The sequence below is a fragment of the uncultured Pseudophaeobacter sp. genome (genome assembly GCA_905479575.1).
Taxonomy (GTDB): Bacteria; Pseudomonadota; Alphaproteobacteria; order Rhodobacterales; family Rhodobacteraceae; genus Pseudophaeobacter.
Genome location: CAJQNB010000029.1, coordinates 63,369 through 82,522 on the forward strand (window position 1 = coordinate 63,369; position 19,154 = coordinate 82,522).

Consider the following 19,154-nt stretch of genomic DNA (forward strand, 5'->3'; position numbering starts at 1 on the left):
TGCAAATATCGCGGGTAATCACGCTGTTCTTTCAGCGCTTTTTGGCCGTCAGTCAATGCTCCCTTGGCAATTGCGAGCGCTACCCTTAACTATCGTTGCAAATTTTGCAGACAGGAGGGCCTCATGGCCGATATCAAAGATCCAGAAAACACCGTCATTGTTGAGCTGAAGGATGGCAATGTTGTCATCGAATTGCTGGCGGACGTGGCCCCCAAACATGCCGAGCGCATGAAAGAGCTGGCGCGCGCAGGTGAGTATGACAACGTCTGCTTCCACCGGGTGATCGACGGCTTCATGGCGCAGACCGGCGATGTGGCCAATGGCGATATGGAAGACGGCTTTAACCTCCGTGCGGCTGGCACCGGTGGCTCGTCGCTGCCAAACCTGCCTGCTGAGTTCTCCAGCCTGCCACATGACCGCGGCACGCTGGGCGCGGCCCGCTCCGCCAACCCGGATTCGGCCAACTCGCAGTTCTTCATCAACTTCAAAGACAACCATTTCCTCAACAATCAATACACCGTCTATGGCCGGGTGATTGAAGGCATGGAGCACGTTGATGCCATCGTCAAAGGCGAGCCCCCTGCGAACCCGGATCGTATGATCAGCGTCAAGGTGGCCGCAGATGTTTAAGCTGGCAGCCGTCTTTTCCCTCCTGGCCAGCTCGACACTGGCGGCCGGGCTGGAAATCCAGATCGAAGGCGAGGCCAATGGCACCGTCAAAATCGACCTGTTTGAGGATCTCGCCCCGAAACATGTGGAACAAATCACTGCTTTGGCAGCTGCGGGCAAATATGACGGGGTGGTGTTCCACCGGGTGATTGATGGCTTCATGGCGCAGACGGGCGATGTTCAGTTTGGCAAAATGGGTGGCGACATGAGCCGCGCCGGCATGGGCGGCTCTGATCTGGCCGATCTGCCTGCCGAATTTTCAGAACGCCCCTTTGATCGCGGTATCGTTGGCATGGCGCGCTCACAAAATCCCAATAGCGCCAATTCGCAGTTCTTTATCATGTTCAAACCTGGTCATTTCCTCAACGGGCAATACACCGTTGTTGGTCAGGTGACTGAAGGCATGGATGTGGTGGATGCAATCAAACTGGGCACCGGCGGCAATGGCTCTGTTGTGGGCAAACCCGACATGATGAGCAAAGTGACCGTCACCGAGTAAGGTATTGGTTCCCTGGTCCTAATCACCGGGGAACACTCAGATCCTAGCTGATCTTCAAACCGCGCTGGACCTCCTCCAGTGCGGTTTTTTGCGGCTGGGTCAGGGTGCCGTTGCCATATTTGGTGATGCCCTGAATGAGGCTGACAAATACGTTGAAATGGCTTTGGGCGCTCAGCTTATAGAGCCGACGTGACAGCCGCGAAACGGCCTGCTGTGGGCCGCCGCATTGCGCGCCCGTTGGATCCAATAAAGGCAGCCGCCAAAACGGCCAGTGCACCTAGAATAACCGGCATGTGCCACACCAATTTTCTTTATAGAATACCTGACACCTATTCCCCTCAAGGGGTGAACGCTGAGAACTAAAATTTCTTAATCCAAAGCGGATCTGAGAAAAGAAAACCGCCGCAGAGCCAATCTGCGGCGGTCTTTATCGTTCACTCTGTTCCCCAGGGTCCAGAGCCATCTCAGCCTATGGGTTAGCTGTCAGCCTTGGCTGCGGCTGTTGCCGCTTTGACGGCCGCCGAGGGGGCTGAAGACGTCGAGGCAGGAGCTGCTGCTGTAGGCGCAGCAGCTGGCATGGCCTTTTTGCCGCCAGCGGTCAGCGGGTCATCCTGACGCTGAACCGAGCCTTCAAAATGGGCTCCGCTCTCAATCGCGATGGTCTTGTGGATGATGTCGCCTTCGACACGGGCAGTGGCGGTGAGCCGCACCTTGAGGCCGCGCACCCGTCCGACAACACGACCATTAACCACAACATCATCAGCAATCACTTCGCCTTTGATGGTGGCGGTTTCGCCAACGGTCAGCAGGTGTGCGCGAATATCGCCTTCGACGGTGCCTTCGACCTGAATGTCACCCGAGGTTTTCAGATTGCCGGTAATGTGCAGATCCGAGCTCAGCAGCGATGCGGGCGGCTTTGCCTTTGGGGCAGAGGGCTTGTAATCGCTTGCAGGTGCAGCAGCAGGTGCGGATGAGGCCGCAGGAGCCGCTGTGGGGGTTGCCTCGGCCTGTTTAGGTCCGGGCTCATTGATTTTGCTTTTAGAAAACATTTCTTGCAGCCTTGATATAGATCATCGGGTTTACGGGTTTGCCATTGACCCTTACCTCATAGTGGAGGTGGGTTCCGGTGGACCGTCCGGTCGTACCCATATCAGCAATGTGATCGCCGCGCGAGACCCTTTGGCCCACCTTAACGCGCAGATTTGAGTTATGAGCGTATTTCGTCTCAATCCCAAAGGCATGCTGAATGGTAACAAGTTTGCCATAACCGGATTGCCAGCCGGCATGGGTGACGATGCCATCGGCGGTGGCAAAGATATCGGTGCCGGTGCGGCCGGCAAAATCAGACCCTTTGTGCAGGCGACGGCCGCCTGTTTTAGGGTCACGCCGGTAGCCATAGCCCGAAGACTGACGCACCAGGTTCAGATTGACAGGGGTGGCAAAAGGCGCCTGCTGGGCTGCCATCCGGTAGAGGTTCAACTGGTCCAACTGATTGAGAATCTGGTTGGCGCGCAGCTCATCCGCGGAGGGTTCCTCACCGCGGGTGGACAGGGCTAAAGGGGTGAGCGGACCGCCCTGACCGCTATATCCGCGGCGCACCTGTTCCAGAATACGATCTGGCGGCATGCCGGCATTTTTAAACATCTTGTCCAGGGGGGCCACCGATACGGCAACCGCCTCTTCCAGTTGGCGGAAAATCTGGTCGTTGCGCTCGTTGAGCAGCTCCAGCTCCAGCTCCATTTCAGCGCGCTGCTCCAGGGCTTCGCGGGCGTCGTTTTCTATCTGATCACGTTCAGTTGCCGTTTCCGACAGGGCGGTAGATAGGAAATCCATCTGCAGAGGTGCAGCTGCTGCCGCCATGGGCGTGTCCCAATCTGCCTTGGTGTCCTGGCGCAATTCTTCCAGTTCGGCGCGGGTTCCGTCACGCTGGGTCATGGTCTGTCGTAGGGTTGTCTGAATGACCTCGATGCCGGTTTCCAGCTCCTGGCGCCGGGTTTCGGAAGTGAGCAATTCTGATTGCATCATGGAAATCTGCGCCAAGGCAGCGTTGAACCGTTGCTGCGCCGCCAAGGCCTCTTCGGCGCGTGTGTCACGTTCGTGCGCGATATCGTCAATCCGGGCACGATAGGTGAGCTGGTCTCGCTTGGCCTGTTCGCGAAAGTTGCCGGAACCAATGCTATCCATCAGGACAATCGCCGTGGCGACAATAGCCCAGGCAACAAAGGCCACCATCCCGGTGACGGCGACCAGCTGTGTGCCCGGTCGCAACCGGATAAAGCGGGTATCGGTATCCGATTTCAAAAAGACCCGGCGTTCTGGAAAAGTGCTTTCCAGAAATGAGTGTATCCTAATAGCCAGACGTGTTCGCACGTGCGGATCCTTGTCCCATCCCTATTTCGCAGAGCCGCTGCCATCCCCAGCTGCAGAACTCTGCGCAAAATCATTAGCCATGCGGCAGCCCGTGGGCAAGTGTGAAGGCGGTTTTTGGATGTGCTCCCATCGGTTTGTCCCGATGGGAGGCGGATTTGGGCGGAATATTGCCAGTGGAACAGGGGCTGTGGGCGGCTATCTCTGCGCCTGTGGTTGACCCGAATTATGCTGCTAGAGAGCAGCCATTAGGAGCCTTGCCTAAGCTTTTGCGCAAGATGGCTGTTGCAGCTGTTGTCGATTGACGCGGTCAGACCCCGGCAATTGGTTTGATCTGATCTGCAAGTGGCCAGTAGAAATCTGGCGGAATACCGGCATCGGCACGCTTTTCTTCATTGAAAGGCGGCTTCAGCGTGCTGCGGAAATATGTCCTGACCAGGCTGTGAAAAACCTCCTTGGGATCCAGATTGTCCCGACCACACAGGAAATAGAACCACTTGGACCCATAGGCCACATGGCTGACTTCCTCTGCATAGATCACCTCCAGCGCTTCCACCGCCTGGGTGAGTTTTGCCTGGCGGAAAATCTTTATCATGCCGGGGGTTACATCAAGTCCGCGCGCCTCCAATACCATCGGTACCACGGCCAGTCGCCCCATCAAATCCTCGACGGTATCTTCAGCGGCCTGCCACATGCCCCGGTGGGCCGGCAGGGCACCGTAATAACTGCCAAGGCTTTCCAGACAGTCGCACATCAGGTCAAAATGTTTGGATTCCTCATCCGCTGCCTTGACCCAATCATCAAAGAACCCCATCGGCAGGGCGACATGGGAAAAGCGCGCAATGATATCCCAGTGCAGATCAACCGCGTTGAGCTCGATATGGGCAACTGCATGCAACAGAGCGATGCGACCGGCCTCAGATCCGGGCTTGCGCTTTGGCACGTCGCGCGGATTGAGCAGCTCAGGCTTTTCCGGGCGGGCCGGGTGTAGCGGCGGATTGGCGGTACCGATCTCTATTGCACAGGGGTCCTGTTTGCGGGCGGCAAACCAGGCTGCGGCATGGCGGCGTGACAGGGCGGCCTTTGCGGCGCCGTCAGCGGTGGTCAAGACCTCATTGGCCATCTGTGCGAGGGTAAGTGGAGCGGTCATAGGAGATCCTAACAAACAAAAGGCGAAGGGCACAAAAGTGCCAGAGAGTTTCTGGGAGGTTTCCACAGGGAAACTGTCGTAAATCCGCGCCACTGCAGCGCGGCTGCTACCCTTTCATCTTACGACAAATACCTCGGAGTGTGAGGCAGAGCCTCACGTACCTTGGGGGCGCGCTTGACGCCAGCCAAAGCCTGGGCACAACAACAGCAAAACCAGGGCGGGCCGGGCGCAAATCCATTGACCCCAGCTTTTCTGAACAGCCGAAGATTTAGCCGCAGACCTAAGCAGACCTGATAAATACCCGGCTGTTACACCGGACTATAACAGGGACTGGGCTATTGCAGAGGCTGACCTATTGCAGATTGGGCTATTGCAGAGATTGGGCCGCCTCCAGCACCTCTTCCACATGACCAGGAACCTTGACCCGGCGCCAGACGCGGGCAATGCGCCCCTCGGCGTCAATCAAAAAGGTCGAGCGCTCAATCCCCCAGTGCTTTTTGCCGTACATGTTTTTTTCTTTCCAGACCCCGTAGTCTTCACAGGTACTGGCTTCCGCATCGGACAATAGGGGCGTGGTCAGCTCGTGTTTTGCGATGAATTTATCGTGCTTTGACACTGTGTCTTTGGAAATTCCAAAAACCAGGGCGCCGGCATCGGCAAAGCCTTGCAGATGGGCAGAAAACCCGATGGATTCTTTGGTGCAGCCCGGGGTATCATCGCGGGGATAGAAAAACAGAACAACGGCTTGGCCTTTTAACTCTGCAAGAGAGACGTCACCGCCGCCATCACGGGGCAGGCAAAACAGAGGGGCCTGATCAGTTGCATCGAGCATTTATGTGGTCTCCTGAACATGTGGGGGCGCAAACCCTTGGCTCCAGATGAGTGGACCCCGAACGGTTTGGCAAGGGCTGTCTGATATAGTTAGGCTATCGAGGCCAAAGGATAAACACTGATCGAACCAGTTGGGGAAAATGAAGATCTCGTCGCGCGTTCTGTCGATGAGCTAGTGGGGCAGCCCGCGCAGCGGCGCAGGCCGCGGCGTCTGCGCGCCCTGCGTTGGGCTATCCGGTTGCTGGCCTTTTTGTGCTTTCTGGGGGCCGGGGCGATCTATTTTGGTATCGGCACCAGAATGGATGCGCCACAGTGGCTGCGACAGCGCCTGGAAACCCGTATTGCGCAGGAATTGAACGGGCTGACGCTTGAATTTGGCGATCTCAACTTTGTGGTGAATCACGGGTGGAGACCCCGTATCGGGATGCGTGATGTTACCCTGCGTGCGGCGGATGGAACGGCGATCGTGCAACTGGCCGATGCCGAAATTGCCATGGCAATGCGGCCCCTGCTGCGGGGCAAGATCCAGCCCAAACGCATTTTTCTCAGTGGGCTCTATGCCAGTCTGCGGCGCGAAACCGATGGCATTGCGCTCAGCCTTTCCCAGGAAGGATCACCGCTGCGCCAGGCCGCCAACCTGCCGCAATTGATCGAACAATGGGACAGCCAGTTCGAATTGCCGGTGCTGTCATCTCTGACCGAGATTTCCACCGATGGGGTAACCCTGCGCTATGAGGACGCGCGGCTTGGCCGGGTCTGGACCCTGGATGGCGGCCATGTGCGATTTACCCGCCAGGCCCAGGCCTTGACCATTTCCTCAGGCTTTTCAGTGCTGAGCGGGCGTCAGGACGTGGGCGCGGTTGAGGCGAATTACAAATCCGATATTGGCGATGCCGCCGCCGAATTTGGGATTCTGGTCAGCGATATCGCCAGCGAAGACATCGCGGTGCAGGCGCCGGCTCTCGGCTGGCTGCAGGTGCTGCGGGCGTCGATCTCGGGGTCTTTGCGCGGCGGCATCACCAGCGAGGGCACTTTGTTGCCTCTGTCAGCCAGCCTGCAAATTGGCGAAGGGGTGATCCAGCCCTCGCCGGAAACCCTGCCCATTCCGATCCACGGGGCCCATAGTTATTTCACCTTCTTTCCTTTGGAACAGCGCCTGCAGTTTGATGAGTTGAAGATCAACAGTGGCTGGGGCTCTGGCACCATGGAGGGCGATGCTGAGCTGGCGGGGATCTCGGACGGTCGGTTGACCGATCTGGTGGGGCAGTTGCGGTTCACCGATCTTACCCTCAATCCGCGCGGGCTTTATTCGGCACCGCAGGTTTTTGAGGGCGTGACGGTGGATTTCCGGCTGCAGCCCGATCCCTTCCGTTTTCAGCTCGGCGAGATGCTGGTCGAGCATGAGGGCCGCCAGATCCGTTTGAATGGTAAGTTTGAAACCGGTCCCGAAGGCTGGGAATACGCCCTGGATGCCCGGTCTGACCACTTGGACCTGGCGCAGGTGAAATCGCTGTGGCCCACTGGGGCTGCGGAAAAGCCACGCCAATGGGTGCTGCAAAATGTTTTTCAGGCCCAGGCTCAGGACGTGAATTTTGCCCTGCGCGGAAAAGGCCGGGCAAAACCGTTTTACGCGCTGGATGCCAATTTCACCAATGCCGATGTGAAATTCCAAAAACACATGCCACGGGTAAAGGGCGGCGCCGGTCATTTTAATCTCTATAACACACGAATGGTTGTTGTTGCCTCTGCAGGTACGGTGACCGCAGATGAGGGGGGCGAGGTGCAGGTCGCCGGAACCTCGTTTATTATCCCGGATACTTCGGTGCGCGATGGCACGCCGGGGATCGCCCGGGTGGTGGCTGAAGGCACTGTGACAGCTGGGCTGTCGTTGCTGAACCGTCCGCCGCTTTCCATTTTGGACAAGGCGCAGCTGCCTGTTGATCTGGCTGACGGGCGGGTGCATGTGGTCGGTACATTGGCCCTGCCGCTCAAACCAGAGGTGCTGCCCGAAGAGATCAAATACCACTACCAGGGCACCGTCAGCGCGGTGCAGAGCGACACTTTGGTCCCCAACCACGTGGTGACGGCGCCGGTTCTGGTGCTGCGCGGCGATCAGGGGCGGGTGGCGCTGTCGGGGGCGGGCAGCCTGTCGGGTATCCCGGTCACCGCAAACTGGAGCCAGGCCGTGGGGCCAGAGGCCAGCCCGGTCAGTCGGGTGACCGGCCAGATCGAAATCAGCCCGCAAGCCATAGACACCCTGCAAATTGGCCTGCCCAAAGGCACAGTTACAGGCCGGGGGCAGGGGCGGTATCAGCTGGATCTGGTGCCCGACCAGCCGCCGCAGCTGCAGTTTAGCTCCGATCTGGCTGGGTTGGATCTGCGCATCCCCCAGATCAGTTGGCGCAACCCCCCGGAGCGCCGGGGGCAGCTGGATATGGATGTCACCTTGGCAACGCCCGTCAGGGTCGACCGGCTGAGCCTGCAGGCGCCGGGATTGCAGGCTGAGGGCTGGGTGACCACCAAAGAGAGCGGCGGGCTGCAGCAGGCGCATCTGAGTGCGGTAACCGTCGGCAACTGGATGCGGGGGACAGTGAACTTTATTGGCCTGCGCAATGGGCTGGCAGAAATTCAGGTGACCAGCGGCACGCTTGATCTGCAAAAGGCGCCCTTTTCCGGTGAAAGTGGCAGCAGCACCGGAGCGGGCTCTGGGGGCGGTGCACCGTCCGGCCCGATCTCTATGCGGCTGGAGCGTCTGCGGGTCACCGAAAGTATCGCCTTGAGCGGCTTTGCGGGGCGGTTTTCCACCCAGGGCGGGCTTAATGGCCAATTCACCGGCAAACTGAATGGCGCCACGCCAGTCTCTGGGGTCGTGGTGCCAAAACCGGGGGGCATCGCCACGCGGATCCGCGCCGAGGATGCAGGCGGGGTTTTTAGGGCAGCAGGCATTTTGCGACATGGTGAGGGCGGCAGCTTTGACATGACGTTGGTGCCGGCAAAACAGCCGGGTGAATATGACGGCGAGATCAACATCAAGAACACCCGCATCAAAAATGCGCCCTCCATGGCGGCGCTGCTGAATGCAATCAGCGTCATCGGTCTGGTGGATGAATTATCCGGTGGCGGCATCCTGTTTACCGGGGTCGAGGCAAAGTTCCGGCTGGGTTCGACCCATCTGACCCTGCATGAAAGCAGCGCGGTCGGGCCATCTATAGGACTGTCGATGGACGGGATTTATGATCTGAACTCCGGCGCGCTGAACATGCGCGGGGTGATCTCGCCGATCTATATCATCAATGCCATTGGCCGGGTGGTGTCGCGCAAGGGCGAGGGGCTGTTTGGCTTTGCTTTCAAGCTGCGGGGCTCGGCGGATGATCCAAAGGTCAGCGTCAATCCCCTGTCAGCGCTGGCCCCTGGCATGTTCCGCGAGATCTTTCGCGGCAAGGCGCCCACGGTGCCAGGCGCGCCGGTGGAGGAGCCGCAACAGCCTGCCTCTGAGCCGCGCAGTTTCACCGGCGGCGAGCGGTAAGGGCGCTTGTGACTTTGTCGCGCTGGTGCCCTGCAAGACCCATGGCCAAGCCGGGAGAAACCCCTTAAAGGGGCGGCATGAAACTCAGCGATTTTGATTTTGACCTGCCCGAAGATTTGATTGCCACCCGCCCGGCTTCGCCGCGCAGCGCGGCGCGATTACTGGTGGCCACGCCGGATCAGCTGACCGATGGTCATATGGCGGATCTTGTTGACCTGTTGCAGCCTGGCGACCGGTTGGTGTTGAACGACACCAAGGTCATCCCTGCACGGCTTTCCGGCCTGCGCCATCGCGACACCGCCCAGGGCAAAATGGCCGCCAAGGTCGAAGTGACGCTGTTGGATCCCAAGGCTGATGGCAGTTGGTCCGCCTTGTTGAAGCCGCTCAAGAAGGTCAAGCTCGGCGAGGTCGTGGTGTTTTCCGAGGCGCTATCAGCTGAACTGGTTGCCGTCGCGGACGGGCAGGGGCAGTTGCGGTTCAACCTGACGGGCGATGATTTTGACGCGGCCCTTAATGCGGCGGGTGCGATGCCGCTGCCGCCCTATATTGCCGCCAAACGATCCGCTGATGATCAGGACAAAGAAGACTACCAGACCGTCTGGGCCCGCCATTCTGGTGCGGTCGCCGCGCCGACGGCCTCTTTGCATTTTGACCAGGCGCTGCTGGCGGCGCTCACCGCCAAGGGGGTGCAGTTCACCTATGTGACCCTGCATGTGGGCGCAGGCACCTTTTTGCCGGTTAAGGTCGAAGATGTGACCAGCCACAAGATGCATGCCGAATGGGGCCGGGTCAGCCCGCAGGCCGCGGCTGAGATCGCCGCAACCAAAGCTGCGGGTGGCCGGGTCATTCCGGTGGGAACCACCGCCCTGCGCCTGATCGAGAGCGCAGCGCGTTCTGGTGCGGTGCAGCCCTGGGAGGGCGAGACGGATATCTTTATATATCCGGGATTTACCTTCCATGCAGCCGATGCCTTGATGACCAACTTTCACCTGCCAAAATCCACCTTGTTGATGCTGATCTCGGCGCTGATGGGGCAGGAGCGGGTGCGCGAGATTTATGATCACGCGGTAAAAAGCGGCTATCGTTTCTTTTCTTATGGCGATGGGTCGCTTTTATTGCCCCAAGAGACGAATACCGTGCAGAAGTGATGCAAATGACGGTAGACAAGCGCGGCTAGTTTCCGCACTGATGTAAGCCGGAAAACGCACATCATTCGCCATCAATCGCAACCGACACCCGCCTTTGGTTACAAAGGCACCCCGTCAACAACATCAGACGGGCAAGGGCCTCTGTTACATTTGTTTCAGGGACACTTGCCCAACGGTAAAGGAGACATCGCAATGCTGCAGGTTTTGTCGAGCGCTTGGGCGCTACTCTTGGGCATGGGCATGCTGATGATCGGCAATGGCATGCAGGGCACCATTCTTGGGGTGCGGGGTGCCATGGAGGGGTTTTCGACCCTGCAGATGTCTTTTGTGATGTCGGCCTATTTTGTCGGCTTTCTGGGCGGGTCACGCCTGGCGCCAGAGATGATCCGCCGCGTTGGTCATGTGCGGGTCTTTGCGGCGCTGGCCTCGCTGATCTCGGCGGTCATGATCCTGTATCCTGCGGTGGCCAATCCCATTGCATGGATGCTGGGGCGGGCGCTGATCGGGTTTTGCTTTTCTGGCGTGTATGTCACAGCGGAAAGCTGGCTCAACAATGCCTCTGACAATGCCAACCGGGGCAAGGCGCTGTCGCTTTATATGATCGTGCAGACGATGGGCATCGTTGCGGCTCAGGCGCTGATGTTGGTGGGGGATCCGGCAGGATATGAGACCTTTGTTATTGCCTCGGTGGTGATCTCGGTCTCGTTTGCGCCAATTTTGCTGTCGATTTCCCCAACTCCGGCCTTTGACACCACAAAACCCATGTCGCTGCGTGAGCTGATGAATGTCTCGCCGCTGGGCTGCGTTGGTATGTTTTTGCTGGGGGGCGTCTTTTCGGCTCAGTTTGGCATGAGCGCGGTCTATGCCGCTGAGGCTGGGCTGACCCTGTCGCAGATCTCCATTTTTATTGCCACCTTCTATATCGGTGCCATTGTCCTGCAATATCCGCTGGGCTGGATGTCAGACTGGATGGACCGTCGGGTTCTGGTTCTTGTGGTCTCGGCTCTGGGCGGCGGGGCTGCGCTCATGGGGATGATGATGGGCGGGTCGTACAGCTTTTTGTTGCTGGCCGCCTTCTTTATCGGTGGCATGTCCAACCCGCTGTATTCGCTGCTGATCGCCCATACCAATGACTATCTGGAGCACGATGATATGGCGGCGGCCTCTGGCGGGCTGGTGTTCATCAACGGCTTGGGCGCCATTGCCGGGCCGGTGATCACCGGCTGGATCATGAGCGATGCAGTCTTTGGTCCGTCGGGATATTTCCTGTTCATGGCGGTGTTGCTGATCGCCCTCGCAGTCTATGCGCTGTATCGCACCACACAGCGGGCAGCGATTCCCGCGGACGAAACCGGGATTATGTCACCAATGACACCCAGCGGTTCTCCTGTGGTGGTGGAGTTTGCGCAGGAATATGCCATTGAGACCGAGATTGAGGAGCAAGAAGCCGCCAGCGAGGCCGGCTGATTGCGCTAACCCTATGGCTCTGTGAGGAATATTTCAGCAAACGGTCCTAAATGTTGCAAATAGTGACCTAACGTCGCTTGTAAACATCATGCAAAATGGTCTGAAGTGAACCTAGGTATTAATACGTGGAGATGGACCAATGTACGGGCCCGAAGATATCCTGAAGTTCTGGTTGGATGAAGTTGGCGAAAAAGGTTGGTATCTCAGCGATGAGGCGCTGGATGAGACCATTACAACGCGGTTCAAGGAGACCTGGGACGCCGCCTGTGAGGGTAAGTTTTCCCTGTGGCTGACCTATCCGTCTGGGACATTGGCCTATATCATCTTGATGGATCAGTTCCCGCGCAACATGTTTCGCGGCACTGGCGCGGCGTTCCGTTCTGATCGTATGGCACTTAGTGCGGCCAAGAACGCCATCCAGAGAAAATGGGATATGAAGATTGACGAACCGGCGCGTCAGTTTTTTTACATGCCGTTGATGCATTCCGAAAACCTTTGCGATCAGGAGCGTTGTGTGCGCCTGATGAAGGAACGGATGCCCGAAAGCGGCGAGTCCAATATGTTGCACGCCCGTGCCCACCGGGAAGTGATCCGCCTATTTGGACGCTTCCCCTACCGCAACGAGGCATTGCTGCGCCACAGTACCGAACCTGAACGTGACTACGTGAGTGGCGGTGGTTATGGTGCCACCGTGCGGAACCTGCAGGCGACGGGCTAAGGCGTCAAGGCTTGGGGGGCCGCGCTTGCGTTGCTCCCGGCCTTTGGGCGCGCGGGCATCTGGCCCCAACGCTTGCCCCTTGCAGGGGTGTCACTGTTTGCCTGTGCCTGGGTCTTGGGGTGTTAGTGCAACAGCGCTGCAGAACTTGGGCGGCAGCTCTCAAGCTGCGGCAGGTGTGCGGCGATCTGATTTGAAAAAGCCTGCGCCGTAGTCTTGACCGCCGCTGTGACCACCTGCGCCGGCAGTTCACTGATGGACTTGGTTTCTTCTTTCAGTCCTGTCAGCTGCTCTTCCAATCTGGCGAGCCGCAACCGCATCTCTGTACTGTCCGGGGTGTCAGATTGGCTCAGGGCCAGGTTCAAGGCTGAAATTTCCTCATTCATCCTTTGCAACTGGGTCTGAACCGGCACAAAACGCGTGCCGATTTCTCCCAAACGATCTGCCACATCATGGGCCGAGGCAAAGAGTTGCCAGCCCAGGAACAGGCAGAGCGCCAACAACAGCAGTGTGGCATTCAGCAGGGCTTTGATGAGGTCAAAAACAGTCTTCGTCATCGAATGGGATCACTTTACGATTCTAGCGGAAATTGCGGGTAGTATAGGCGAAGTTGCAGGGCTATGATTCCGCAAAGATAAAAAGCCCCGGCGCCTGTGCCTTTTTCCGCAGGGAAAAGGTTGGGCGGCGGGTGTTTGGCGCTTACCTTCATGTGAGCCCTGACTGAGTGTTTGCAGTTCTTCTGAAAGTAGTTTAACGGTAAACTAAATTATGTTGATCCTTTTGGTGAGGGAAGACCATGGCCGCAGAAACCTATGATGTCATCGTAATCGGCGCCGGACCGGGGGGCTATGTCGCCGCTATTCGCTCGGCGCAGCTGGGGCTCAAGACCGCGATCATTGAGCGCGAGAACCTGGGCGGCATCTGCCTGAACTGGGGCTGCATTCCAACCAAGGCGCTGTTGCGCTCTTCTGAGGTGTTTCATCTGATGGAGCGGGCCAAGGAATTTGGCCTGGGCGCGGACAACATCACCTATGATCTTGATGCCGTCGTCAAACGCTCACGCGGGGTGGCCAAACAGCTGTCTTCTGGCATTGGCCATTTGATGAAGAAGAATAAGATCACCGTGGTAATGGGCGAAGCGACGATCCCTGCCAAGGGTAAGGTCAGCGTTAAAACGGATAAGGGCACCGAGGAGCTGAGCGCCAAGAACATCATCCTGGCCACCGGCGCACGCGCACGGGAATTGCCCGGCCTCGAAGGCGATGGCGATCGGGTCTGGACCTACCGGGATGCCCTGGTGCCGCCGCGGATGCCGAAACGCCTGCTGGTCATCGGATCTGGCGCAATCGGAATTGAATTTGCAAGCTTTTACAACACTTTGGGCGCCGATACTACGGTTGTTGAAGTGATGGACCGGGTGTTGCCGGTGGAAGACGAGGAAATCTCGGCCTTTGCCAGGAAGGCCTTTGTCAAACAGGGCATGAAGATCATGGAAAAAGCCATGGTCAAACAGCTGGACCGTGGCAAGGATACCGTCACCGCGCATATTGAAAGCGGCGGCAAGGTTGAAAAGGTCGACTTTGACACGGTGATCTCTGCCGTGGGCATTGTCGGCAATGTCGAAGGTCTGGGGTTGGAGGCGCTTGGCGTCAAGATCGACCGCACCCATGTGGTGACGGATGCCTACTGCCGTACCGGGGTTGAGGGGCTTTATGCCATTGGCGATATCGCCGGCGCCCCCTGGTTGGCCCATAAGGCAAGCCATGAAGGCGTTATGGTGGCGGATCTGATCGGTGGCAAACATGCCCATCCGGTGAAACCCGAAAGCATCGCAGGCTGCACCTATTGTCAGCCACAAGTGGCCAGTGTCGGCTATACCGAGGCAAAGGCCAAAGAGCTGGGCTATGATATCAAAGTGGGTCGTTTTCCCTTTATCGGCAATGGCAAAGCCATCGCACTGGGCGAGGCTGAGGGCATGGTTAAAACTGTGTTTGACGCCAAGACCGGCGAGCTGCTGGGGGCCCATATGGTTGGTGCAGAAGTCACCGAGCTGATCCAGGGCTATGTGGTTGGCCGCCAGTTGGAAACCACCGAAGAAGACCTGATGAACACCGTCTTCCCGCATCCCACCCTGAGCGAGATGATGCATGAAAGCGTGCTCGACGCTTTTGATCGTGTCATTCACATGTAGCCTGGTGGCTCATTATTTGGCCTAATATTCGACCTGTTGCCGAGTGTAGTGGCTGGGCGGTCTAATTAAGGTTACACCATTGCCGCGCGTCCCCTTTGGGGCGCGCGTTTTGGTATGCGCATCAGGCTGCGCCCAAACCCATCGCTAAAATCTGCCTCAAGCTTTCTGAGAAAACCTTAATCAAGGTGCCGCTCCCGCCTCATTCTGCGCGCCATTCTGCGCCAGCCTGCTGCGGCGGGCACTGGAATGTGAGGGACAAATGGTAATTGGGGGCAAACAATTGAGTTTTGAACGGGTATCAAACAGGGCCCTCTCCACGGTCCTTGCGATTTTGGGCCTCTCCAGGCGACCCCACTGTGAAAAGATGGCGCTGCTGCGGATCTGGCACTCAGAGGTTGCACAGTCTAAAGGTGAGCTTTAGGGCGGCCCGGTCGTTGCCCGAAACCAAAGGGGCAGGGCGCAATGGCAGCAAAGCCGATCACAACCCGGTGGCCACTGATCTTTGCCATCTGGGCAGCAGGTTTGGGGGTGGCGGCGCAATACGGTAAAATCAGTGTGATTTTTGACCGTATGGGTCTGCTGTACCCGGACGCCGGGGCGTCGCTTGGCTTTACCGTATCGCTGGTGGGTATTGTTGGTATTTTCTTTGGTCTGGTTGCGGGATTGTTTGTCAGCTCCGTTGGCTATCGGCGCAGCCTGGTTTGGGCGCTGTGGATCGGTGCCGGCATGTCTGCACTGCAGGCGCTGCATTTGCCCTTTGGCCTGTTTCTTGTCAGTCGCCTGATCGAAGGGCTGTCACATCTGAGCGTTGTCGTCGCTGGGCCTACACTGATTGCGGCGCTCAGCTCTGACCGGGACCGTGGGCTGGCGATGACCCTGTGGAGCACGTTTTTTGGCGTCGCCTTTACTCTGCTTGCCTGGTTTGGCCTGCCGCTGGTGGCGGGGTTTGGCCTGTTGTCACTGTTTGCGGCCCATGGGCTAATCATGGCGGGGCTGGCGTTGTGGTTGGGCAGGGCGCTGCGGGATGTGCCTGTGCCACCGCGTGCCAAACTCCCGGCCCTGCGAGACCTGCCGGGGCTGCATCTGCCGGTCTATCGCTCGCCCTGGAAGGTGGCGCCAGCTGCGGGGTGGTTGTTCTATACCTGCTGTTTTGTCTCTATCCTGACGGTGATCCCGCCCTATATCGCAGCGGAGCAGCGCGGCTATGTGCTGGGCGCCATGCCTCTGGCCAGTATTGCCTCCTCGATGTTTTTAGGGGTCTTTTTGTTGCGCCACTTTGCAGCCGTGAAGGTGGCGCAGCTGGGTTTTGTGTTGTCTGCCTGCGGGGTGCTGTGGCTGTGGCTGCAGCCCGGTGATCCGCTGGCCTGTCTGGCCCTGGCAGCCGCAATGGGGCTGGTGCAGGGGGGCTCCTTTGCTGCGGTGCCGCAGTTGACCCTAAAGGATGAGGATCGTGCCCAGGCGGGCGGTGTGCTGGCCCAGGCCGGCAATCTTGGCAATACCATTGGCACGCCTCTGATGGTACTGGCGCTTGGCCTGGCCGGGTTTTCGGGGCTGATGGCGGTTTTGCTGGTCCTGTTTCTGGGTGGGTTTCTTGTCCATCAGGGACTGGCCCAGATGCGGCGCCATCTGCCTGAATAGGGGGCCGCGCCACAAAATAGACCAGACCACCATATTTGGCGTGTTCTGACCAAAATGCAGGAAAATGTTCCACTAACGTTCTCATTTTTCTATTGGAGTCTGGCGTCACATTGCCTATCTGTAGGGCGAAGACTGGCAGCGGCTTAATCCCGTGGGCGCCAGAGTATTTGGCACGAGGGCAGTATGGCTGAGTTGAAATCCATCGAGGTGCGCGGCGCACGCGAACATAATCTCAAAAACATTGATGTGGATATCCCTCGCGATGAGCTGGTGGTGATCACCGGCCTGTCTGGATCGGGGAAATCCTCATTGGCCTTTGATACCATCTACGCCGAGGGCCAGCGCCGCTATGTCGAAAGCCTGTCGGCCTATGCGCGGCAGTTCCTCGACATGATGGAAAAGCCGGATGTGGATCACATTTCCGGTCTCAGCCCGGCAATTTCCATCGAACAAAAGACCACCTCGAAAAACCCGCGCTCCACTGTCGGCACCGTGACCGAGATCTACGACTATCTGCGTCTGCTGTTTGCCCGGGCCGGAACGCCCTTTAGCCCCGCCACTGGTCTGCCCATCGAGGCCCAGCAGGTGCAGGATATGGTCGACCGGGTGATGGCGCTGGAGGAGGGCACCCGCGGCTTTTTGCTGGCGCCCATCGTGCGTGACCGCAAGGGCGAGTACAAAAAGGAAATGCTGGAGCTGCGCAAGCAGGGCTTTCAGCGGGTCAAGATTGACGGTGAATTCTACGAACTGGATGAGCCGCCAACCCTGGACAAGAAGTACCGCCATGACATTGATGTGGTTGTTGACCGGCTGGTGGTGCGCGAAGGTCTGGAAACCCGGTTGGCCGACAGCCTGCGCACCGCGTTGGATCTGGCCGACGGGATTGCCGTTCTGGAAACGGCCCCCCGTGAAGGTGAGCCTGAACGGCTGACCTTTAGCGAAAATTTTGCCTGTCCTGTCAGTGGTTTCACCATTCCCGAGATCGAACCACGGTTGTTTTCGTTCAATGCGCCTTTTGGCGCCTGTTCTGTCTGTGACGGGCTGGGGGTAGAGCTGTTCTTTGATGAACGTCTGGTGGTGCCGGACCAAAGTCTGAAAATCTATGACGGTGCGCTGGCGCCCTGGCGCAAAGGCAAATCGCCCTATTTCCTGCAAACCATCGAGGCCATCGCCAAACACTATGGGTTTAATAAGAACACCCAGTGGAAAGATCTGGATCCCAAGGTGCAGCAGGTATTCCTGCGCGGCTCTGGTGAGGAAGAAATCCCCTTCCGCTATGACGAAGGTGGCCGGGTGTATGAGGTCACCCGTGTCTTTGAAGGCGTCATTCCCAATATGGAACGGCGCTACCGCGAAACCGACAGCAACTGGATCCGCGAAGAATTCGAGCGTTACCAGAACAATCGCCCCTGTGGCGCCTGTGGTGGCTATCGTCTGCGCGAAGAGGCTCTGGCGGTGAAGATTGCCGGGGAACATGCGGGGCAGGTGGTACAGAAATCCATCCGCGAGGCGCTGGCCTGGATCGAAGATGTGCCCAACCATCTGAGCAAACAAAAACAAGAGATCGCCCGTGCCATCGTCAAAGAAATCCGCGAACGGCTTGGGTTTCTCAATAACGTCGGCTTGGAATACCTGAGCCTGTCGCGGGCCAGTGGCACCCTTTCGGGGGGTGAAAGTCAGCGTATTCGCCTGGCCAGCCAGATTGGCTCGGGCCTGACCGGGGTGCTTTATGTGCTGGATGAGCCCTCGATCGGTTTGCACCAGCGTGACAATGACCGGCTGATTACCACCCTGAAAAACCTGCGCGATCAGGGCAATACGGTGATCGTGGTGGAACATGACGAGGATATGATCCGCCAGGCTGACTATGTTTTTGATATCGGTCCGGGGGCGGGCGTGCATGGTGGTGAAGTGGTCAGCCACGGCACTGCAGCGGAAGTCACCGCCGATGCGGCCTCCATTACCGGCCAGTATCTGGCTGGCGTGCGCGAAATCCCGGTGCCGGCCAAACGGCGCAAGGGCAACAAGAAAAAGCTGAAGGTGGTCAAGGCGACCGGCAACAACCTAAAAAACGTCACGGCGGAATTCCCACTGGGCAAATTCTTGTGTGTGACCGGGGTCTCGGGCGGGGGGAAATCCACCCTGACCATTGAAACCCTGTTCAAAACCGCCTCGATGCGGCTGAATGGCGCCCGCCAGACACCGGCGCCTTGCGAAAGCATCAAGGGGCTGGAGCATCTGGATAAGGTAATCGACATCGACCAGCGCCCTATTGGCCGCACACCGCGGTCAAACCCGGCCACCTATACCGGTGCGTTCACCCCGATCCGTGATTGGTTTGCTGGTCTGCCAGAGGCCAAGACCCGCGGCTATAAACCGGGGCGGTTCTCCTTCAACGTCAAGGGCGGCCGCTGTGAGGCCTGTCAGGGCGACGGGGTCATCAAGATCGAGATGCATTTCCTGCCGGACGTCTATGTGGAATGCGAAACCTGCAAGGGTGCACGCTATAACCGCGAGACACTGGAGGTGCGCTTTAAGGGTAAGAGCATCGCAGATGTGCTTGATATGACGGTAGAAGAAGCCCAGGCGTTTTTCCAGGCTGTGCCCTCGATCCGCGATAAGATGGACGCGCTGATGCGGGTTGGCCTGGGCTATATTAAGGTCGGTCAGCAGGCCACAACCCTGTCCGGTGGTGAGGCGCAGCGGGTAAAACTGTCAAAAGAGCTGAGCAAACGCTCAACCGGGCGGACGCTGTATATTCTGGATGAACCCACCACAGGCCTGCATTTTGAGGATGTGAAAAAGCTGCTCGAAGTGCTGCATGAACTGGTTGATCAGGGCAATTCCGTGGTGGTGATCGAACACAACCTCGATGTGATCAAAACCGCCGACTGGATCATTGATATCGGCCCCGAAGGCGGTGACGGCGGTGGTGAGATCGTTGCCACCGGCA

Annotated in this window: 15 protein-coding genes; 9 read left to right on the forward strand and 6 right to left on the reverse strand. The window is 58.2% G+C overall.

What is annotated here, in order from left to right:
* Positions 1-123 precede the first annotated feature (123 nt).
* Both QZ268_RS09480 and QZ268_RS09485 read left to right on the forward strand, forming a co-directional pair.
* Positions 124-630, forward strand: coding sequence for a peptidylprolyl isomerase (locus tag QZ268_RS09480; protein ID WP_295451490.1), 507 nt, complete (start codon positions 124-126; stop codon positions 628-630).
* Positions 623-1,168: a peptidylprolyl isomerase gene (locus QZ268_RS09485; RefSeq protein WP_295451492.1), complete on the forward strand. Its 546-nt coding sequence runs from the start codon at positions 623-625 to the stop codon at positions 1,166-1,168. Before QZ268_RS09480 ends, QZ268_RS09485 begins: the two co-directional genes overlap by 8 nt.
* A 43-nt stretch (positions 1,169-1,211) precedes the next feature.
* On the opposite strand, the gene QZ268_RS09490 is transcribed toward QZ268_RS09485, so the two are convergent.
* The 5 genes from QZ268_RS09490 to QZ268_RS09510 all read right to left on the reverse strand — a co-directional run bounded on the left by QZ268_RS09490 (position 1,212) and on the right by QZ268_RS09510 (position 5,517).
* Complete coding sequence (locus tag QZ268_RS09490; RefSeq protein ID WP_295451495.1) at positions 1,212-1,445, reverse strand: hypothetical protein; 234 nt, start codon at positions 1,443-1,445, stop codon at positions 1,212-1,214.
* A gap of 199 nt (positions 1,446-1,644) precedes the next feature.
* Positions 1,645-2,217 (reverse strand): polymer-forming cytoskeletal protein, encoded by a 573-nt coding sequence (locus QZ268_RS09495; protein WP_295451497.1) that lies wholly within the window; start codon positions 2,215-2,217, stop codon positions 1,645-1,647.
* Positions 2,207-3,538, reverse strand: a complete 1,332-nt coding sequence (locus tag QZ268_RS09500; RefSeq protein ID WP_295451499.1) for a M23 family metallopeptidase — start codon at positions 3,536-3,538, stop codon at positions 2,207-2,209. The genes QZ268_RS09495 and QZ268_RS09500 overlap by 11 nt, the downstream gene beginning before the upstream one ends.
* Before the next feature lie 307 nt (positions 3,539-3,845).
* Positions 3,846-4,685, reverse strand: coding sequence for a ferritin-like domain-containing protein (locus tag QZ268_RS09505; RefSeq protein WP_295451502.1), 840 nt, complete (start codon positions 4,683-4,685; stop codon positions 3,846-3,848).
* A gap of 367 nt (positions 4,686-5,052) precedes the next feature.
* Entirely contained in the window at positions 5,053-5,517 is a 465-nt protein-coding gene (locus QZ268_RS09510; protein ID WP_295451504.1) for a peroxiredoxin, read from the reverse strand.
* Between the two features lie 237 nt (positions 5,518-5,754).
* Here QZ268_RS09510 and QZ268_RS09515 point away from each other — a divergent pair, with 237 nt between their 5' ends.
* The 4 genes from QZ268_RS09515 to QZ268_RS09530 all read left to right on the forward strand — a co-directional run bounded on the left by QZ268_RS09515 (position 5,755) and on the right by QZ268_RS09530 (position 12,375).
* Positions 5,755-9,042, forward strand: a complete 3,288-nt coding sequence (locus tag QZ268_RS09515) for an AsmA-like C-terminal region-containing protein (RefSeq protein WP_295451507.1) — start codon at positions 5,755-5,757, stop codon at positions 9,040-9,042.
* Between the two features lie 77 nt (positions 9,043-9,119).
* Complete coding sequence (gene queA / locus QZ268_RS09520) at positions 9,120-10,190, forward strand: tRNA preQ1(34) S-adenosylmethionine ribosyltransferase-isomerase QueA (RefSeq protein WP_295451509.1); 1,071 nt, start codon at positions 9,120-9,122, stop codon at positions 10,188-10,190.
* Between the two features lie 192 nt (positions 10,191-10,382).
* Positions 10,383-11,657 (forward strand): MFS transporter, encoded by a 1,275-nt coding sequence (locus QZ268_RS09525; RefSeq protein WP_295451511.1) that lies wholly within the window; start codon positions 10,383-10,385, stop codon positions 11,655-11,657.
* Positions 11,658-11,796: 139 nt separating this feature from the next.
* The gene (locus QZ268_RS09530; RefSeq protein ID WP_295451514.1) at positions 11,797-12,375 is read left to right on the forward strand and encodes a DUF924 family protein; all 579 of its coding nucleotides are present in this window, start codon (positions 11,797-11,799) and stop codon (positions 12,373-12,375) included.
* 122 nt (positions 12,376-12,497) lie between these two features.
* Here QZ268_RS09530 and QZ268_RS09535 read toward each other — a convergent pair whose 3' ends face one another.
* On the reverse strand, positions 12,498-12,929 hold the full coding sequence (locus QZ268_RS09535; RefSeq protein WP_295451516.1) for a hypothetical protein: 432 nt from the start codon (positions 12,927-12,929) through the stop codon (positions 12,498-12,500).
* 239 nt (positions 12,930-13,168) lie between these two features.
* Here QZ268_RS09535 and lpdA point away from each other — a divergent pair, with 239 nt between their 5' ends.
* The 3 genes from lpdA to uvrA form a co-directional block, all read left to right on the forward strand.
* The gene (gene lpdA, locus QZ268_RS09540; RefSeq protein ID WP_295451519.1) at positions 13,169-14,563 is read left to right on the forward strand and encodes a dihydrolipoyl dehydrogenase; all 1,395 of its coding nucleotides are present in this window, start codon (positions 13,169-13,171) and stop codon (positions 14,561-14,563) included.
* Between the two features lie 462 nt (positions 14,564-15,025).
* Positions 15,026-16,201 carry an MFS transporter gene (locus QZ268_RS09545; RefSeq protein ID WP_295451521.1) on the forward strand — a complete coding sequence of 392 codons (1,176 nt, stop codon included), beginning with the start codon at positions 15,026-15,028 and terminating at the stop codon, positions 16,199-16,201.
* 183 nt (positions 16,202-16,384) lie between these two features.
* Positions 16,385-19,154 (forward strand): excinuclease ABC subunit UvrA (gene uvrA / locus QZ268_RS09550; protein WP_295451523.1); only part of this gene is annotated, 2,770 nt, incomplete at its 3' end.

Coding starts and splice junctions, on each gene's coding strand:
- QZ268_RS09535 (WP_295451516.1), bottom strand. CDS start 12,929: ATGACGAAGACTGTTTTTGACCTCATCAAAGCCCTGCTGAATGCCACA.
- QZ268_RS09530 (WP_295451514.1), top strand. CDS start 11,797: ATGTACGGGCCCGAAGATATCCTGAAGTTCTGGTTGGATGAAGTTGGC.
- QZ268_RS09480 (WP_295451490.1), top strand. CDS start 124: ATGGCCGATATCAAAGATCCAGAAAACACCGTCATTGTTGAGCTGAAG.
- queA (WP_295451509.1), top strand. CDS start 9,120: ATGAAACTCAGCGATTTTGATTTTGACCTGCCCGAAGATTTGATTGCC.
- lpdA (WP_295451519.1), top strand. CDS start 13,169: ATGGCCGCAGAAACCTATGATGTCATCGTAATCGGCGCCGGACCGGGG.
- QZ268_RS09505 (WP_295451502.1), bottom strand. CDS start 4,685: ATGACCGCTCCACTTACCCTCGCACAGATGGCCAATGAGGTCTTGACC.
- QZ268_RS09485 (WP_295451492.1), top strand. CDS start 623: ATGTTTAAGCTGGCAGCCGTCTTTTCCCTCCTGGCCAGCTCGACACTG.
- QZ268_RS09495 (WP_295451497.1), bottom strand. CDS start 2,217: ATGTTTTCTAAAAGCAAAATCAATGAGCCCGGACCTAAACAGGCCGAG.
- QZ268_RS09545 (WP_295451521.1), top strand. CDS start 15,026: ATGGCAGCAAAGCCGATCACAACCCGGTGGCCACTGATCTTTGCCATC.
- QZ268_RS09525 (WP_295451511.1), top strand. CDS start 10,383: ATGCTGCAGGTTTTGTCGAGCGCTTGGGCGCTACTCTTGGGCATGGGC.
- QZ268_RS09510 (WP_295451504.1), bottom strand. CDS start 5,517: ATGCTCGATGCAACTGATCAGGCCCCTCTGTTTTGCCTGCCCCGTGAT.